At 65.7% G+C, this 17714-nt stretch carries 16 protein-coding genes; 7 read left to right on the plus strand and 9 right to left on the minus strand.

From position 1 onward, the window contains the following. Positions 1-53: 53 nt before the first annotated feature. From C7T96_RS15720 to C7T96_RS15730, 3 genes are all read left to right on the plus strand, one after another. Positions 54-1340, plus strand: a complete 1287-nt coding sequence (locus C7T96_RS15720) for a DUF6638 family protein (RefSeq protein ID WP_106572199.1) — start codon at positions 54-56, stop codon at positions 1338-1340. Between the two features lie 16 nt (positions 1341-1356). After that, complete coding sequence (locus tag C7T96_RS15725; protein WP_106572200.1) at positions 1357-2478, plus strand: DUF2333 family protein; 1122 nt, start codon at positions 1357-1359, stop codon at positions 2476-2478. Between the two features lie 218 nt (positions 2479-2696). Continuing rightward, entirely contained in the window at positions 2697-4376 is a 1680-nt protein-coding gene (locus tag C7T96_RS15730) for a formate--tetrahydrofolate ligase (RefSeq protein ID WP_106572201.1), read from the plus strand. Between the two features lie 156 nt (positions 4377-4532). Here C7T96_RS15730 and C7T96_RS15735 read toward each other — a convergent pair whose 3' ends face one another. The 4 genes from C7T96_RS15735 to C7T96_RS15750 all read right to left on the minus strand — a co-directional run bounded on the left by C7T96_RS15735 (position 4533) and on the right by C7T96_RS15750 (position 10050). Further along, on the minus strand, positions 4533-5207 hold the full coding sequence (locus C7T96_RS15735) for a DUF1236 domain-containing protein (protein ID WP_158264392.1): 675 nt from the start codon (positions 5205-5207) through the stop codon (positions 4533-4535). A 168-nt stretch (positions 5208-5375) separates the two neighbouring features. Then, positions 5376-6284 (minus strand): cation diffusion facilitator family transporter, encoded by a 909-nt coding sequence (locus C7T96_RS15740; RefSeq protein ID WP_106572203.1) that lies wholly within the window; start codon positions 6282-6284, stop codon positions 5376-5378. 60 nt (positions 6285-6344) lie between these two features. Further along, a complete protein-coding gene (locus C7T96_RS15745; RefSeq protein ID WP_106572204.1) occupies positions 6345-8534 on the minus strand; it encodes an anthranilate synthase in 2190 nt (729 codons plus the stop codon). Between the two features lie 226 nt (positions 8535-8760). Beyond that, the gene (locus C7T96_RS15750) at positions 8761-10050 is read right to left on the minus strand and encodes a DUF2254 domain-containing protein (RefSeq protein WP_199190489.1); all 1290 of its coding nucleotides are present in this window, start codon (positions 10048-10050) and stop codon (positions 8761-8763) included. 181 nt (positions 10051-10231) lie between these two features. On the opposite strand from C7T96_RS15750, the gene C7T96_RS15755 reads away from it, so the two are divergent. Together C7T96_RS15755 and C7T96_RS15760 are read left to right on the plus strand one after the other, a co-directional pair. Next, positions 10232-11311 (plus strand): AbrB family transcriptional regulator, encoded by a 1080-nt coding sequence (locus C7T96_RS15755; protein ID WP_106572205.1) that lies wholly within the window; start codon positions 10232-10234, stop codon positions 11309-11311. 92 nt (positions 11312-11403) lie between these two features. After that, positions 11404-11658 (plus strand): DUF6460 domain-containing protein, encoded by a 255-nt coding sequence (locus tag C7T96_RS15760; protein ID WP_238719661.1) that lies wholly within the window; start codon positions 11404-11406, stop codon positions 11656-11658. On the opposite strand, the gene C7T96_RS15765 is transcribed toward C7T96_RS15760, so the two are convergent. Next, positions 11648-12577 carry a histone deacetylase gene (locus C7T96_RS15765; RefSeq protein ID WP_106572207.1) on the minus strand — a complete coding sequence of 310 codons (930 nt, stop codon included), beginning with the start codon at positions 12575-12577 and terminating at the stop codon, positions 11648-11650. The genes C7T96_RS15760 and C7T96_RS15765 overlap by 11 nt on opposite strands. Before the next feature lie 150 nt (positions 12578-12727). On the opposite strand from C7T96_RS15765, the gene C7T96_RS15770 reads away from it, so the two are divergent. Then, positions 12728-14098, plus strand: a complete 1371-nt coding sequence (locus C7T96_RS15770; protein WP_106572208.1) for an MATE family efflux transporter — start codon at positions 12728-12730, stop codon at positions 14096-14098. A gap of 4 nt (positions 14099-14102) precedes the next feature. Here the strand turns inward: C7T96_RS15770 and C7T96_RS15775 are convergent, their stop codons facing one another. Both C7T96_RS15775 and C7T96_RS15780 read right to left on the minus strand, forming a co-directional pair. After that, positions 14103-15185 (minus strand): quinone-dependent dihydroorotate dehydrogenase, encoded by a 1083-nt coding sequence (locus C7T96_RS15775; protein ID WP_106572209.1) that lies wholly within the window; start codon positions 15183-15185, stop codon positions 14103-14105. Beyond that, positions 15182-15529, minus strand: coding sequence for a DUF952 domain-containing protein (locus tag C7T96_RS15780; RefSeq protein ID WP_106572210.1), 348 nt, complete (start codon positions 15527-15529; stop codon positions 15182-15184). Before C7T96_RS15780 ends, C7T96_RS15775 begins: the two co-directional genes overlap by 4 nt. 131 nt (positions 15530-15660) lie before the next feature. Here C7T96_RS15780 and C7T96_RS15785 point away from each other — a divergent pair, with 131 nt between their 5' ends. Then, complete coding sequence (locus C7T96_RS15785; protein WP_106572281.1) at positions 15661-16092, plus strand: hypothetical protein; 432 nt, start codon at positions 15661-15663, stop codon at positions 16090-16092. A gap of 12 nt (positions 16093-16104) precedes the next feature. Here C7T96_RS15785 and C7T96_RS15790 read toward each other — a convergent pair whose 3' ends face one another. Next, positions 16105-16971 (minus strand): thioesterase family protein, encoded by an 867-nt coding sequence (locus C7T96_RS15790; protein ID WP_106572211.1) that lies wholly within the window; start codon positions 16969-16971, stop codon positions 16105-16107. Positions 16972-17094: 123 nt separating this feature from the next. After that, entirely contained in the window at positions 17095-17514 is a 420-nt protein-coding gene (locus C7T96_RS15795) for a hypothetical protein (protein WP_199190491.1), read from the minus strand. Positions 17515-17714 lie beyond the last annotated feature (200 nt).

Consider the following 17714-nt stretch of genomic DNA (forward strand, 5'->3'; position numbering starts at 1 on the left):
TGCTCGCCCGGAAATTGCCGGCGAGGTCGCATGTTGCGAGCGAGAAGGACGGGATGAAGCGCCTTTACGACAGCGAGCTGATCTACGGCCGTTTGATGCGGGTCGACGAACCGCACCTCGTCGCGCGTTACAACAAGGCGCTGACCGCCTTCGGCCTCAAACCGACCGCGCTCGAGGCGATCGATGTCGACCGGACCGGGTTTTCGCCGCAAGTGGCCGACGAACTCGGCGACGACAACTATCTCGATCCGAACCGGATCAACCGGCGTTTCATCATCCTGTCGCCGCGTCAGGCCGACTTACCCGTCGTACACACGGCCTTTTCCAACACCGCTCAGCTGATGTTCGAGTTTTTCAGCCGCAATCGCCGAGCGATTGACGCGTTGACGATCAAGGACGTCATCTACGGCGAGATCGAGGACACCGTCGCCAAGGTCGAGGACATCGAGGATCTCCTGTCGATCAACCAGGTCGAGTTCCGCGTGCTGTCGGCCGAGGACGTGCTCGGGAAGGCGGCCGAACTCGGCCGGCTGGCCGATCGGCTGCGTCAGGAACCCGACGCCTGGCGCAACGACGCCATGCTGGAGCGTATGGTCGACCTTGCCAAGGTGACGGGCGACATTCGCGAGAACGCGCTGGTGCCCGATCAGGTGATTTTTCGTCACAACGCGTTCTGGACCAGCCATTTCGGCGGGCTTTACGTCTTTGTCGATCCCGACGTGACGACCGTGATCTCCGACCCCGCCGCGCCGGGCTTTCGTCGCTCGCGGCCCTGGCAGGTGAGTTATCTGTCGATCCGCGACCCGGAACGCGTGTTCGACTTCCTGCTCAAGACCGGTCGGCTCGATCTGCCGCGCGAATCCTGGCTCGAGCGCTCAGGCTATCTCGAGCACCGCGCCGAGATGGTGGTGCGCGGCCTGATCCGCAAGGCCGACCCCGAAGCCGATCTGAACCGGGTCGACAAGGTCTGGTTGCAGACCTGGATCCATCGCCATGCCGACTTGATTCAGCGCGACGGCGCTTTTCCGTTCCTGAACGCGGCCAAGCGCGAAGCCGCCCAAACCGGCCAGATCGATCTCGATGAAATCGCGCCGCATCGCCGGTTCCTGGTCGTGCGTCCGAAACCCGACCATCCCGATGCCTGGCTCACCGGCCGGCTGATCTCCGATTTCGTTCCCGACGACTTCGTTTCGCGCTATGTCTTCAACAAGCAGGGTTTTTACCGCGATTACGAAGCCCTGAGCGAGCGCTGGCGACGCCATGTTGTCGACACGCTCCAGACCACATATCTCCGCGACAAGCGGGCATTCCGCCAGAAGCTCTATGGCTTGACGGACTGAAAGGGGTTCCGGACACATGCTTGATCCGATCGTTGCGTTTTTTACCCGCGTGTTTGAGTGGATCGGCCGCGGCATCGGCATTGTCGTGGCGTGGATCTTGTGGCCGTTCCTGGCCGCCAGCCGCTGGTATGCGCGCCGCGGCTGGCTGCTCAAGGGGCCGATCGGCATCGGTCTCCTGATCCTGGTCGGGCTCTACGGCTACTTCTTCTGGCAGACCCAGCGTTGGACCGGGTTCGATCCGGATTATGTGGCGGCGTACGGTTTCGACACGCGAAATCTCTCGGCCGGCAAGGAGGCGCCCGACGGCCGCGTTGGCGCCGAAAAGACCTGCGGGCGCTCCGCGCTCACCGATCTCACCGCCGACCTGATCGATTTCAACGTCAACGAGAACGCCTGGATATCCTCCATGCTGCTCTACAAGCTCGGCTTGTTCGGGGTCGACTGGGATCACACGCCGTTCATGGACAACAAGGCATCCTTTCAGCGCGGCATCCATCAGGCCGTGCGGCGCGTGTCCATCGAACTGGTCGACACGCTCGGCCGTGTGCGCGGCACCTCGCAGATCGACCAGAACCTGCAGGACGCGCGCGGCGCCGTCACCTTCGACGAGGAAACCTGGTATTTCGGCATCAATCCGTTCGGACCGAAAACGCCGTCGCCCAGCTTTTACCGCTCTGCCATCAAGGATCTGCAGGTCTTCAACGATCGCCTCGAGGCCTGCAACGCGATTTTCGACACGCGTGCCGACAATCTCATTACCTTTCTCGACCGCATCGCCAGCGATATCGGCTCGACGTCGGACCTGTTGCGCGCGCGGTCGGAAGAATACAATCTCGGCTGGTTCGATCCGCGCGCCGACGACCGTTTCTGGTTCGCCTACGGGCAACTTTATGCCTATTACGGCGTCTTGAACGCCACGCGCGCGGATTTCGACGACGTGATCGTTTCGCGCAGCCTGGCCCCGTTGTGGAGTCGGACGGAACAGCAGTTCCGCGCCGCGCTCAACATTCAGCCGCTGGTGATCTCCAACGGCAACGAGGCGGGCTGGATCATGCCGACCCATCTCGCGACCATGGGGTTTTACGTGTTGCGCGTGCGCTCCAACCTTGTCGAGCTCAGAAGCGTGCTCGACCGCTGAGCTTTTTCGTGGCCGCACGGTGAAGGTGAAAGAGAGCGCTCGCCCCAGCGGGCGGCCGGTCCGTCGGCACCATGCGTGCCCATGCTGGCCAGTCCTGTCGCATTTCGTGCATTCGGCGACCGAAACGGGACGGCAGGATGTCCGATTCTCGCGCTTCTATGCGCCCCGCGAGGGGGCGGAGCGGCCGCACTTCGAAAACCGACCGCAGAGGAGCCGATATGGCTGAAGTGAAGTCCGACATCGAAATCGCGCGCGCGGCGACCAAGAAGCCGATCCAGGAGGTCGGCGCCAGGCTCGGCATCCCGTCCGAACATCTGCTGCCATACGGCCATGACAAGGCGAAGCTTTCCGCCGACTACATCCGTTCGGTCCAGGACAGGGCGGATGGCAAGCTGATCCTGGTGACCGCGATCAATCCGACACCGGCCGGCGAGGGCAAGACGACGACGACGGTCGGGCTCGGCGACGGACTGAACCGGATCGGCAAGAAGGCGATGGTGTGTCTGCGCGAGCCCTCTCTCGGCCCCTGTTTCGGCGTTAAGGGCGGGGCCGCCGGCGGCGGTTATGCCCAGATCGTGCCGATGGAGGACATCAACCTCCACTTTACCGGCGATTTTCACGCCATCACCTCCGCGCATAATTTGCTCTCGGCGATGATCGACAACCACATCTACTGGGGCAATGCGCTCGAGATCGACACGCGCCGCGTCGCCTGGCGGCGGGTGATGGACATGAACGACCGGGCGCTGCGCCAGATCGTGTGCTCGCTCGGCGGCGTCACCAACGGCTTTCCGCGCGAGGCCGGCTTCGACATCACCGTCGCCTCCGAGGTGATGGCGATCCTGTGCCTGGCCAGCGATCTGAAGGATTTGGAACGGCGGCTGGGCGACATCATCATCGGTTACCGGCGCGACAAGAGCGCCGTCTATGCCCGCGACATCAAGGCCGACGGGGCGATGGCGGTGCTGCTGAAAGAGGCGATGTCGCCGAACCTGGTGCAGACGCTGGAAAACAACCCCGCCTTCGTGCATGGCGGGCCGTTCGCCAACATCGCCCATGGCTGCAATTCGGTGGTTGCCACCACCACCGCGCTCAAACTTGCCGACTACGTCGTTACCGAGGCCGGTTTCGGCGCCGATCTCGGCGCGGAGAAGTTTTTCGACATCAAGTGCCGCAAGGCCGGGCTGAAGCCGGCGGCGGCGGTGATCGTCGCGACCATCCGGGCGCTGAAGATGAATGGTGGAGTGAAGAAGGAGGACCTTGGTGCCGAAAATGTCGAGGCGGTGACCAAGGGCTGCGCCAATCTCGGCCGCCATATCGAGAACGTGAAGCAGTTCGGCGTGCCCGCGATCGTGGCCATCAATCATTTTATCTCCGACACCGACGCCGAGATCGAGGCCGTCAAGGCCTATGTAGAGCAGACGGGTGCCGAGGCCGTGGTGTGCATGCACTGGGCCAAGGGATCGGAAGGCACGATCGAGCTCGCACAAAAAGTTGTCGAGCTCGTCGAAAGCGACGTGGCGCAGTTCTCGCCCCTTTATGCAGACGAAATGCCGCTGTTCGAAAAGATCAACACCGTCGTCAAACGCATCTATCGCGGCTCGGAGGCGATCGCCGACAAGGCGGTACGCGATCAGCTCCACCAGTGGGAGCAGGCGGGATACGGCAATTTGCCGGTCTGCATGGCCAAGACGCAATATTCGTTCTCGACCGATCCCAATCTGCGCGGAGCCCCGACCGACCATGTCGTACCGGTGCGCGAGGTCAGGCTTTCCGCCGGAGCGGGCTTCGTCGTGGCGATCTGCGGCGAGATCATGACCATGCCCGGCCTGCCGAAAGTGCCGTCTTCGGAACGGATCATGCTCAACGAAGCCGGTTATATCGAAGGGCTTTTCTAGGCCACGGGTCCGGAGGGCGGCCTCCCGCCTTCGGGAGCGACCGCGGCCTGAAGAAAGACCGTGCGTGCGCGGTGCGTCTCCAAGTCGGACGGAATGAGAGGCGCCCGGTCGCGCGGACCGGGCGCCTCGCCGTTTTCTATGGGGTCATCAGGGCAATCAGCCGCCCTGCACCCAAACCACCGTGCGGCTGGACGTGTTGACCAGTACGGGGCCGGCTTCGGTATAGACGTAGGCATAGGCCGGATCGTTGGGGATCCGCACCAACTCGACCTCGGCCGGCACGCTGGCGCCGAGCGTCAGGCTGGCGCCGGTCATCGGATCGACCGGATTGGCCTTCACATAGGCCACGCTCTCGTCGGGGACGAGATAGCCGGGCGAATAGACGACCTCGCGCGTCTCGGCCTTCACGATCAGCGGACGGCCATCGACATAGACATAGGCCAGATCCGGATGCTCGGGAATCGGCTGCAGCGCGGCCGAGGCGGGGATGGTCACGCCTTCGCGCAATTCGCCCTCGATCACCACCGGCTCGACCGGGTTGGCGACAACGTAGTCGACCGCGGGCTGGGGTACGGAGGCCGCGGTGCCCAGCATCGCGCCGGCGAAACCGCCGATCACCGCGCCGACCGGACCGCCGACCACCGCACCGGTGATGGCGCCCGCAGTGCCGCCGACGGCAGCGCCGGTCTCGGCATTCTCGTTGGTGCTCTGCGTGGTGATCTGGTCCTCGGCGCGCTCGGTCGCCGGTTGCTTGACCGGCGATTCCTGCGCCTGGGCGGCGCCGAGCGTCAGGGCCGACAGGGCGGCGGAGGCGAGTAGAAGCTTACGCATGGGGTCTTCCTTTCGGTTGCTTGCGTCCCTCGGCGCAAAAACGCCCATACCGGCAGCGTGTTCCGTGATGATTTTGTGGCAAATCTGTCGCCTAACGATGGCGCTCGGCCGGCCCGCCGCCGCTGTTTGCATGTCGAAAGAGGTCACGCCTTTGGGGGCGATTAGCCCTCAGGCGAAAGGCACCGCGCTGGTGCCTTTGGGGAGCTTGGCTTCCTCGTCGGGCTCGACATGGATGATCACCCGCAAGGATGGAATTTCGGCCTCGAGGGCTGCCTCGATGCGATCGCAGATCGCATGCGCGTCGCCGACCGACATCGTGGCGTCGACGACGAGATGAAACTCCACAAAGGTGGCGCGGCCGGCGATCCGGGTCTTCAGGTCGTGGACTTCGAGCGCCCCGCCGGAATTGGCCGAGATGATGTCGCGCAGCTTCATCGTCAGTTCGGGATCGGCGGCGACGTCCATCAGCCCCTGCACCGACTGGCCGATCACCTTCCAGCCCTGCCACAGAATATTCATCGCCACGATCAGCGCCAAAAGCGGATCGAGCGCGCGCCAGCCGGTGGCCATCGCCACCAGCAGGCCGCCGATGACGCCGACCGAGGTGATGACGTCGGTCATCAAATGGCGTCCGTCGGCCTCGAGCGCCGGCGAGCGGTCGGCCGCTCCGACCCGCAGCAGCAGCGTCGCCCATACGACGTTGACGACCGTGGCGAGCGCGTTGACCGCCAGGCCGGCGAAGGGTTCTTCGAGGCTGCGCGGCGTCTGCAGGGCTGTCCAAGCCTCCGAGATGATCAGGAAGCTCGCCAATACGATCAGCACGCCCTCGAGCACGGCGGAAAAATACTCCGCCTTGTGGTGCCCGTGCGGATGATCGGCGTCGGCGGGTTTCTGGCTCAGCCTGATCGCGTAATAGGCCGCGGCCGCCGCGATCACGTTGACGATCGATTCCAGCGCGTCGGAATAGAGCGCGACCGAACCGGTCATTCGCCAGGCGACGAATTTCAACGCCATCACCGCAAAGGCGATGATGATCGACCAGAAGGCGAGACGCCGGATTTTGTGCTTCGCTGTCATCGTGTCGTGATGCGCCGCCCGGTTTTCCGTGTTGCGGAAAACCGGGCGGCCTTATTGCTCCTAAGCCGCCTGTTCCCGCGCCCGGCGCGGCAGGTGTGCCACGACGTTCTCGATCATGCGCATACCGGCATTCTGCCCCAGGGACATGATCGATTCGGGATGGAATTGCACGGCCGCGACCGGTTCCGTCTTGTGTTCGATCGCCATGACGGTGCCGTCTTCGGTTTCGGCGGTGATGGTGAAACAGTCCGGCAGGCGCACGGCGTCGGCGAAGATCGAGTGATAGCGGCCGACGGTGACGTCGTTCGGCAAGCCGGAAAACACGATGCCCGGCGTGGTCACCCGGATGCGCGACGGCTTGCCGTGCATGGGCACCCGCAACTGGCGCAGTTCGCCGCCGAAGGCCTCGGCGATCGCCTGCAACCCCAGGCAGACGCCGAACAGCGGCAGGTTGCGCCGCCGAACCATGTCGATCGTGGCCTTGCAGTCGAAATCGGCCGGCGCGCCGGGGCCGGGCGACAGCACCACCAGGTCGGCCGCGACCCGGTCGAAGACCGCCTCGGCGACCGGCGAGCGGACCGTGGTCACGCTCGCGCCGGTCTGGCGGAAATAATTGGCGAGCGTGTGAACGAAGGAATCTTCGTGATCGACGAGCAGGATGGCGAGACCGGCGCCGACCCGCGCGGTCTCGCGCTCGGTTCCCGCATCGCTGGCCTTGCCGGCATCGCGGATTGCCGAGACCAGTGCCGACGCCTTGAGCTCGGTCTCAGCTTCCTCTTCCTCAGGCACCGAATCGTAGAGTAGTGTCGCGCCGGCGCGGATCTGGGCGATCCCGTCCTTGATGCGCATGGTGCGCAGCGTCAGGCCGGTGTTCATGTCGCCGTTGAAATGCACCATGCCGACGGCACCGCCATACCAGGCGCGCGGGCTCTTTTCGTGCTGTTCGATGAAACGCATCGCCCACAATTTCGGCGCGCCGGTGACGGTCACCGCCCAGGCGTGGCTCAAGAACGCGTCGAAGGCGTCCATGCCCTCGCGCAGCCGCCCCTCGATATGGTCGACCGTGTGGATGAGGCGCGAATACATCTCGATCTGGCGTCTGCCGATGACACGCACCGAGCCGGGTTCGCAGACCCGGCTCTTGTCGTTGCGGTCGACGTCGGAGCACATCGTCAGCTCGGCCTCGTCCTTCTTCGAATTGAGCAGTTTCAGGATCTGCTCGGAATCGGAGATGGCGTCCTCGCCGCGCCTGATCGTGCCGGAGATCGGGCAGGTCTCGACGCGCCGGCCCGACACGCGTACGAACATTTCCGGCGACGCGCCGACCAGATATTCCTGCTCGCCCAGATTGATGAAGAAGGAATAGGGCGACGGGTTGATGGTCTTCAGTCGGCGCGAGATCGCCGACGGCGCGGTTTCGCAGCGTTCGTAGAACATCTGCCCCGGCACGACCTCGAACAGGTCGCCGCGCCGGAATTTCTCCACAGCCTTGCGCACCAGACCGGCATATTCGCCCGGCTCGTGGTCGCCGCGCGGCGGCGTCGTGTCGGCGAGTTTGAAAGGATCTTCGACGTGCGTGCGCGGCAGACCCTCGGTCGAAAATCCATCGCCGGAATAGTCGTAACGGTCGAACCAGGCGCGGGCGGCATGGTGATCGACAACCAGAACTTCGTCGGGCAGGTACAAGACCAGGTCGCGCTGGCTTTCCGCCCGTTCAAGCCGCAGGTCGACCGGATCGAACTGGAAGGCGAGATCGTAGCCGAAGGCGCCGAACAGTCCGAGATCGGGATCGTGCTCGCTGCGGAAAAGCGCCACGACCGCCCGCAGAACGGTGAAGACGGAGGGCGCGCGCGACCGCTCTTCTTCCGACACGATGGTGGCCGGCGGGTTGACGGTGAATGTCGCCGCTTTCGCATCGCGCGGGCCGGGCGTGACCTCTTCCAGCGCGTCGATCGCAGCCACGATCGCCGGCATCACGGCCTCGCCGCGCTTATTGAAGGCCTCGATCGTCATTGCCCGCCCGCGCGCGGAGATGGCGAGCGGCGGGTCGATCGTGGCGGTATCCCAGCGCGTGTAGCGGCCCGGATATTCGTAGTTGGAGGAAAACACGCAGCCGCGACGGCTGTCGAGCCCGTCGAGATAGGGTTCGATCGCGTCTTGATAGGCGGTTTCGATCCGCTTGCGCGTGATCGTCAGCCCGCCTTCGGTGCGGTATCGTTCTGTTCCGTCTTCCAGGACGTCCATCGTCATCTTCAATCCCTCCGAATTGGCGGAAGACCGGACACCGCATGAAAAAGGCCGCCCGGAACTCCCGCAGCGGCCATCATCCATTTCGAACGCAAGCACGATCGGGCCGCTGTCAGCAGCCCCACCACCATGCCTGTGCGATCATCGTTACGCTCATGGGGTTTCCATACCCGGCAAGGGGGCCGGACGCAACCGATTTTGGCGTGCGCGACGCAGGGTTGCGTCGCGGTCAGCCGCTCGCCGGTGCGCGCGCCGGTTGCCCGGCGACAGGATCGGCGCCGACGAGTTGGGCGGCGGCCCGGACGCGGTCGAAATCCGGACGAAACGACAGGCTCGTCTCCGCGCGCTGCAGGGCCAGGCGGGAGCGCTGTATCGCGACGTCGCGGAAGCGTCCGTCGCCGGCGCGCGCCAGCGCGGCCAGTGCCTTGTGCAGGCGGATCTGCACCTCGGCCAGGCCTGCCCCGTCGCGCTCGATCGGTGTAAAAATATCGTCGACGAGATCGGCCATCTCGATTTCGGGCACCAGCACGCGCGGAAAGGCGGGCTCGCCGTTCCGGCCTTCATTCGTCCATATCGCCAGCACGCGCACAGCCCGGCCGAGTACGTCGATCGCCGTGCCGGGATCGTTGATCCCCGGCGACAGCGCGCGCGAGGCGATCTCGGCCAACACCGCAAGGCCGAAGCGCGGATCCTGATCATAGGAGCGTTCGTTGGCGATCGTGAAGGCGGCGCGGATCGCGGGTTCATGGTCCTCGTCGCCGTTGAACCGGGCCAGGAGGTGGCCCGGATCGATGAAGGTGCCGGGGACGGCCTCGACCACGATCTCGGTTTCGGCCTTGTCCGCCACGCTCGAAAGCGCGCGCATGTCGACATGCTGGACATAGCCGATCCGGTCGCAGAAGACCGACCGGCCGCCGGGCCGGAGACGGGCTTCGGCGGGAGAGATCGGCCGCCCGCCGAGGCAGGGACGCTCGACATGCCCGCGAATCGCCTGCGCCGCCGCGGTTTCGACCTGCTGGGTCGTTTCGCTGACGCGGCCGAGCCGTAGAAGATAGTCGATCCAGCGCAGAAGCGTGACCACGATCAGCAGGACGACGAAGATGGTCACCGCGAACAGCAGCACGCGCCCGCGCTCGCCATAGGCACCCATGGCGAGCGTGATGATCGCCACCAGGCTGAACAGGAACGAGCCGACAAAGGTGCCGAGCACGTTCTGGGTCGTGGTGTCTTCGATCAACAGCCGGGTCGCTCGAGGCGTGACGTTGCCCGTCGCGGCCGCATAGGCCGCCACCATCGTGCTCAGCGAGAAGGTGGTGACGGCGAGCATGCTCGAGGCGATGATGTTGAGAATGTTTTCGACCGCGCCGGCGCCGATCTGCGCCGAAAGCCCCTGCGGCAGGTAGGGCGAGACCACCAGCGAAAGCAGCGCGGCCGCCACCGCCAGCAGCGAAATCAGCGTGGCGCGAAACCACAGGCGTCGCGTCACCTGTAGGAGCAGCCATCCCCATCGCGACACCATGTGCCGTCTCCTCGGATTGCAAAAGTGGTGTCCTTTATGGCCGTGGCCATGGTCCTGCGCAACGGCCGCGCGTTGCCGCGGGTCGCGGCGGCGGCACCGAGACGATGCGCGATAAGGGGATTGGCATGATCGCCGCAAGCCGACATAACGGACTGGATTGTCACGGTAACGCTTTCCGTCCATGTCCGTTCCAAGAATGTCGGCCCGTTTCGAACATCTGTCGGCGCCATGGCAATGGGGCCTGCTTTTCGTTGCGTCCGCGCTGTTGGCGGGCGGGCTGGAACTTCTCGGCATGCCGGCTGCGCTGTTGATCGGCCCGATGGTGGTTGCGGTGCTGTGCGGTGTCGGCGGCGCGTCGGTGCGTGTGCCCGAACCGGCCTATTTCGCCGCTCAGGGCGTCGTCGGCTGCCTGGTCGCGATGGCGATCGCGCCCCAGGTCCTGGCCGGTTTTCTGGAACGCTGGCCGCTGTTCCTGGGTGTCGTGCTCGCCACGCTGGTCGCCTCAGGCCTGTTGGGCGCCATCGTCGGTCGCTGGGGTGCGCTGCCGGGCACGACCGCGGTCTGGGGTTCCGCGCCCGGCGCCGCCTCCGCCATGGTGGTGATGGCCGACGCTTTCGGTGCCGATGCCCGGCTGGTCGCGTTCATGCAATATCTGCGCGTCATCTTCGTCTCGCTGTCGGCCGCCCTGTTCGCCCGCCTGTTCGTCGACACGTCCGGCGTCGCACCGCCGCCGATCGACTGGTTTCCGCCACTGCGCCTGCCGGACTTTCCCGCCACGGTGGCAATCGCGCTGGTCGGCGCGTTCGGTGGCCGGGCGTTGCGCTTTCCCGGCGGCGCGCTGCTGGCGCCCATCCTGCTCGGTGCCGCCTACCAGCTTTCGGGTCTGGGCACCCTGCAATTGCCGGAATGGCTGCTTGCGGCGAGCTATGCCGTGATCGGCTGGACGATCGGGCTCAAATTCACGCGCCCGATCCTGGCGCACGCCGGCAGGGCGCTGCCCCAGGTCGTGCTCGCCATCCTGCTGTTGATCGCGTTTTGTGCCGGGCTGGGCGTCGCCATGGCGCCGGTTTTCGGCGTTGACGGTTTGACCGCCTTCCTGGCCACCAGCCCCGGCGGAATGGATTCGGTCGCCATCATCGCGGCCGCCTCGCGCAGCGTCGACCTGTCCTTCGTCATGACCCTGCAGATGGCGCGCTTCGTCATCGTGCTGGTCTTCGGCCCGCCGGTGGCGCGGCTGATCGCGGGCCGAATGAAAAGCTGAACGCTTATTGCGGCCTTGATGCCGGCGCGGCCAGCCTCTATGTGGCGCTGACGGAAACAGCAGCGGATGAGAGCAAGCCAGTGGCAGGACGCGTGACCCGGATCCTCGGCGACAGCCCCGTTCGCCTGGTGCTCAAGCTGCTTGTCGTCTCCTTCCTCGTCGGCATGGTCATGGATGCGTTCGGCTGGTCGGCGCTGGCGGTATGGATGGAAGTGCGCGACGTCATCTTGGATATCTGGCACATGGGCTTTTCCGCCCTCGGCCGTTTCGCCGACTATATCGTGCTCGGTGCGGCCGTCGTCGTGCCGGCTTTCATCATCCTGCGGCTGCTCAGCGTCAGGCGGTGATTTCGGGCGCCTCGGCGCCTGCGAACTCGGCCGCGACCTCGAACAGGATTGCGTGGCGTTCTGCAAGCGCCGGCACGTCGGTCGAATAGCCGCCGCCGATGACGCCGCAGACGGGCACGCCCCGGCTGTGGAAATGGCCGATCACCGCGCGGTCGCGGCGGCGCAGTCCGTCCTCGCTCAGGGCGAGCTTGCCGAGCCTGTCGTCGGCATGCGGATCGACACCGGCATTGTAAAACACCAGGTCGGGCCGGCCGTAGTCGCACAACAAAGGCAAGATCGCGTCGAGGCGAGCGAGATAGGCGGCGTCGCCGGTGCCGTCCGGCAGCGCGATGTCGAGGTCGGAGGCGCGTTTGCGCGCCGGATAATTCTTCGCCGCATGCATGGAAAAGGTGAACACGCGCGGTTCGCCGGCAAAGATATCGGCGGTGCCGTCGCCCTGGTGCACGTCGAGATCGATCACCAGCGCGCGCCGGATGGCGGCTTGCCCAAGCAGCGCGAGGGCGGCCACGCCGACATCGTTGAAGGTACAGAAACCGGCGCCCTGGGCGCGGCGCGCATGGTGCGAGCCGCCGGCCGTGTTGCAGGCGATGCCGTTTGTCAGCGCCAGCCGCGCGGCCAGCAGCGTGCCCGAGGCGGCCAAATGCGCCCGTCGCGACACTTTGGCGCCGACCGGAAAGCCGATTTCGCGCTCGATCGTCGCCGGTACCGTGCAGGTCAGCACCTGTTCGACATAGGCCGGATCGTGCGCCAGCGCCAGGATCTCGGCGCCGACAGGTTCGGGAACATGCACGCTGGCGGCTGGCGTGAGGCCACGCCGGCGCAGCGCCTCCATCAGGAAACGGTATTTGCCCATCGGAAAGCGATGATGCGCGGGAAACGCGGCATCGTAGTCGGGATGATGAACGATCGAAAGCGCCATCGGCAAGAACTAGGGCCGCCGGACCGCCAAGAAAAGCCCGGGCCTGGCACTATTGTGTTGTCCCCCTGCGGCCGAATAGTAAGCACCACGTCCGCACGGGCGGGGGCGTACGGCGGTGGCCGGCGCAGTCAGCAAACGGGAACGGCATTGATGGACGCCAAACCGGAGGTCGTGAACGAGCCTTCCGCGCCCCAAGGCAACCAGCGCGCTTTCGTCGTCACCCATCGGCTGATCCTGTCGATCGCCGTGCCGATGACGCTTGCCTATCTGACGACCCCGCTGCTCGGTCTGACCGACACGGCGGTGGTCGGCCAGTTCGGCGATCCGGCCCTGCTCGGCGGCCTCGCCGCCGGGGCGATCATTTTCGACCTGGTCTTCGCCAGCTTCAACTTCCTGCGTTCGGGGACCACCGGCCTGGTCGCGCAGGCCTATGGGCGCGGCGACGCACGCGCCGAACAGGCCTGGTTCTGGCGCGCTTACGCCGTGTCGCTGGTGTCTGGCGGGCTGCTGCTGGCGGCCGCGCCGCTGATCGCCTTTCTCGGTGCCTGGTTCATCGACGGCGAGGCCGCCGTCACCGAGGCCTTGCGCACCTATGTGCTGATCCGGTTGCTGTCGGCGCCGATGGCGCTCGCCAATTACGCGATCCTCGGCTATGTGCTCGGCCGTGGCGAGGGCATGCGCGGCCTTTTCCTCCAGATCGTGCTCAATGGCTGCAACATCGCGCTGTCGGTCTGGTTCGGCCTCGGCCTCGGCTGGGGCATCGAAGGCGTGGCCTGGGGCACGGTCTGCGGCGAGGCGGTCGCCTTTTTGGTCGGCACCACGATGGTTATGCGCCGCTTCGCGCGGCTGCCGCGGCCGCGCCGCTCGGAACTGCTCGACGCCACCGCGCTGCGCGAAATGTTCGCCGTCAACCGCGACATCATGATCCGCTCCTTCGTGCTTCTGTCGGCGTTTGCGCTGTTTGCCCGCCAGGGCGCGCAACTGGGCACGCTCACCTTGGCGGTCAACGCCGTTCTGCTGAATTTTTTCCTCGTCGCCGGCTATTTTCTCGACGGGTTCGCGACCGCCGCGGAGCAACTGGCTGGCCGTGCCGTCGGCGCGCGCCAGCGTCAGTCGTTCGTCGACGCGGTGCGGCTTTCTTCGCTGTGGGGTTTCGTCATGGCCGGGCTGGCGGCGCTGGCGATGCTGGGATTCGGCAACGGGATCGTGGCGATCATGACCACGGCGCAGGAGGTGCGCGCCGGCGCCGCGGTCTATCTGCCATGGGCCGCTTTCACCGCCGCCTCGGGCGTGCTCGCCTTTCAGATGGACGGGGTCTATATCGGCGCGACCTGGTCGCGCGACATGCGCAACATGATGCTGTTGTCGTTCGCCCTGTTCGTCGTCGCGTTGATCGCGCTGCCGCAATGGTGGGGCAATCACGGGCTTTGGGCCGCGCTGCATGTCTTCCTGATCGCGCGCGGGCTGAGCCTGACCGCCGTTCTGCCCGGCCGCATTCGGCGAACCTTCGCCACGCCATAAGGGGTCAGTCGATCGGCGCGGCCAGCCATTTGGCGACATGGCTGTCGCGGAGTTCGGCCAGCGAGCGCAGGCCTTCCTTTTCGGCATGGCGGGCGAGCCCGGCCACGATCGCGCCGGGCAGGGACGGGCCGGCATAGATCATCCCCGTGTAAAGCTGGACCAGATCGGCTCCGGCGCGGATTTTCTCCAGCGCCGCCTCGGTACCGTCGACGCCGCCTGCGCCGATTAGGGCCGGCTTGGGACCGAGCCGCTCACGCATGCGGGCAAGCACGGCGGTGGAGCGGCGAAAAAGCGGCTTGCCCGAAAGCCCGCCGGCTTCCGTACGCTTGGCCGAACGCAGCCCCTGGCGGGAGAGCGTGGTGTTGGAGATGATGACGCCGTCGATTCCCTGCGCCGTGACTTCCAGGGCGATGTCGTCGAGATCGCTTTCGCCGAGATCGGGTGCGATCTTGAGAAGGATCGGGATGCCCGGCGCCGGAGAGGAAGCCCGCGCTTCGCCAACCCGCTGTAACAGTGTTTTCAGTTCGCCACGACCCTGCAGATTGCGCAGGCCGGGCGTATTGGGCGAAGAGATGTTGATGGTCAGATAGGAGGCGAGCCCGGCGAAACGGGCAACGCCGGCCGCATAGTCGCCGATCCGGTCCTCCGCTTCCTTGTTGGCGCCGATATTGACGCCGACGATCCCGGGCTTTCGCGCGCGCGCGGCCAGCCGAGCAGCGGCGGCGGCATGTCCCTGATTGTTGAAACCGAGCCGGTTGATCACCGCCTCGTCCTCGATCAGCCTGAAGATGCGCGGCCTTGCATTGCCGGGCTGCGGCAGCGGCGTCACCGTACCGACCTCCGCGAAGCCGAAGCCGAGCCTCAGCAGTGCGTCGGGCACCTCGGCGTTCTTGTCGAAGCCTGCCGCCATGCCGAGCGGATTGGCGAAGGTTAATCCCGCGACCGTGGTTGCAAGACGTGGGTCGACGAGCGGCCGCCGCGCCAGCGGCAGGCCGGATTTCAACGCTGCGATAGACAGGCCGTGGGCCGTTTCCGGGTCGAGGCTGAACAGGGCTCGCCGCCCGAGCCCGTCGACAAGCGCCTTCACCGATCGAGGTCCGGAAACGCGTGCCAGCCGTCGGGACCGAGCGGAAGCGGTTTCACCCAAAGCACGCCGGCGGGATCGAGCGGCGCGTAGAGATGGGGAAACAGCGCGCCGCCGCGCGAGACCTCATATTTCAGGGCTTCGCCGAGCCCTGCCGCGTCGACGGCGATCAGAAGAAGATCGTCCATGCCGGAAAAATGCTTGGCTGCGGTTTCGCGTGCCTGTTCGGCGGTCGAAAAATGGATGTAGCCGTCGGCAGGGTCGATCGCCGCGCCCTCGAAGACGCCGCGCGCCTCAGCCTCTCGCCAAAGCGTTCGGGGGCAGATTTTGTAAATGACGGTGCTCATGCACGCCCTATAGAACCGCACGCCGTCGCGCGGAAGCGGGCGGCGGCAAATTATTGCGCCGCTGTGGACAGCAACCGCAATTCCGGCGCATTGCCGTGCTGGTGTCGGCCCGCGAAGAAACGGAGGGCGAGATGCGAATCGAAATTCTGGCGGCGGCCGCGTTTGGCGCGATCATGACCGCCGGCGGCACAGCGTCCGCACAGGATGGCGAGCGTTATTGGGTCGAGAAGTCGCAGGACGGTTACGTGCGCATGGATCGCCAAACCGGGGAGATGTCCTATTGCAATCAACGGGATGGCCGGCTCGTTTGCCGGCTGGCCGCTGACGATCGGCGCGCATTGCAGGACGAGATCGCGCGATTGCAGGACGAGGTCGCGGCAATCGAGGAGCGGCTCGCCGCGCTCGAGAACCGGCCGCGCGAGGAAGGGCTGCCGAGCGAGGACGAGTTCGAAAAGACGATGGGCTACATGGAGCGTTTCTTCCGTCGCTTCATGGGTATCGTCAAGGAGTTCGAACGCGATCTCGGCGGCGAACCCGACGACGGCACATCGCAGAAGACCTGACGGCCGCCGGCGTCAATGCCCGCACGCGCTGTCCGTGTCGAGCGTTGCGGGAAGCGCCACGCTCTTGCGCGTCTGAAGGTCGAGAACCACCGCCACCACCTCGCCGGTCACCAGCGACGCGCCGTCTGAAAGTCGTTTCATTTCGTGCCGCAGCCGGAAGGTCTTGCCCGAAAAGGCCGAGGGGCGCGCATAAAGCAGCAGCCCGTCGCCGGCGCGCGCGGCCTGATGGTGGGTGATTTTCATTTCCAGCGCGACGCGGCCGTAATTGTGGCGCCGCAGCCAGCGGATGGTTACGCCGCCTTGCTCCCACACATGCGGCGCGGCGTCGGTGAAGCGGGCGACATAAAACTGTTCGGTGAGCCGGCCGGCAGCGTCGCACTCGCCGGGCAGCGCGATCGAGCGGCTGGCGATCAGCCCGTTTGCCGCGAGCACGGCTTCGCCGGGCATGGGGACGGCGGGCTCGGGCTCAACGCCGCGCGGCAGCGCGCGCGCCACGGCTGCCGCCGGGACGGCGCGGGTGCCGTCCGCGCCGTTGGGCGTGTCGAGCGCGGTCGCCGCCAGCGCGCCGGTCTCCAGATTTTCGAGCAGATGCACCACATATCCGCGAAACGGACCGTCGGCGATCGTTCCGCTGAGGATGCGGGTGATGGCGCCGACATGGAGTTCGGCGTGAAAGCGCACGTGGCGCACATGCGGCAAGGCGCCGTCGAGCGCGCCGCCATGCGTGGCGGCAAAGAATCGCGCCGCCTCGTCGATGCGCTTGAAATAGAACTGCACGTTGAGATGGGCGTTCTCGTCGCATTCCCAGGTGTTGACGAAGGCGCGATGCGTTTCGGCAAGCTCGGCCGGCGTCGGCGCAGTCTCGGCTGTCGTGTCCACGAATCCTCCCTAGGTCGATGGCGGGGCGACCCCATGCAGCAGCCCGGCCTGGACGGTCTTCGAACTAGCGCATGATTCGGCTCGCGTCTGCCAGGATTTGCCTTGCCGTTCACGAAAACCGCGCTACGGGCGGATCTGGCTGACGAGGGGCGTTGCCGGGGTGAACGGGGCCGTATCGAAACCCAGTGCGACCAATCCCATCGAAACGGCGAAAAACCCACAGGCGATCAGGAAGCTGGCGCGGGCGAAGCGGCCATAGACCTCGCGCAGGGTTTTCAGGAACACCAGCCTGGCTTCGGGGTTTTGCGGTCGGAACTGTTCGGCGAGATTGAGCCAGACTTCGGTTCGTTTCGGATTTTGCGACATGGCGGCCACGGCCTTGAAGGTGAGGATGCCGGCCATGACCATGGTGGTGATCGCGCCGGAGCGGAAGGCGAGCGCCGGATTGAAGGAAAAAGACAGCATGACGAGCGCGATCGCGATCGCGCCGAACATGACGGCGCGGCCGATACAGACCATGGCGACTTGACGAATCGGTTCCATCAACGGGGTCCGCGGCTCCGAGACGGCACCGACAATGCCCGGTTTTCCGGCCGGCGCACAAATCACAATCGGGCGACGGGCAACGGCAAACCGTTGCGCCGGCTGTCTTTCGGTGTCCCCGGCAGGGCATGCGGCCGCCCGTTTGTTGCCCGGTTTGGCCGCGCGGCTTGAAATGGCGTATCATCCCCGCATAATCGGCG

The organism is Nitratireductor sp. StC3, from assembly GCF_003015025.1.
GTDB lineage: Bacteria > Pseudomonadota > Alphaproteobacteria > Rhizobiales > Rhizobiaceae > Mangrovimarina > Mangrovimarina alexandrii.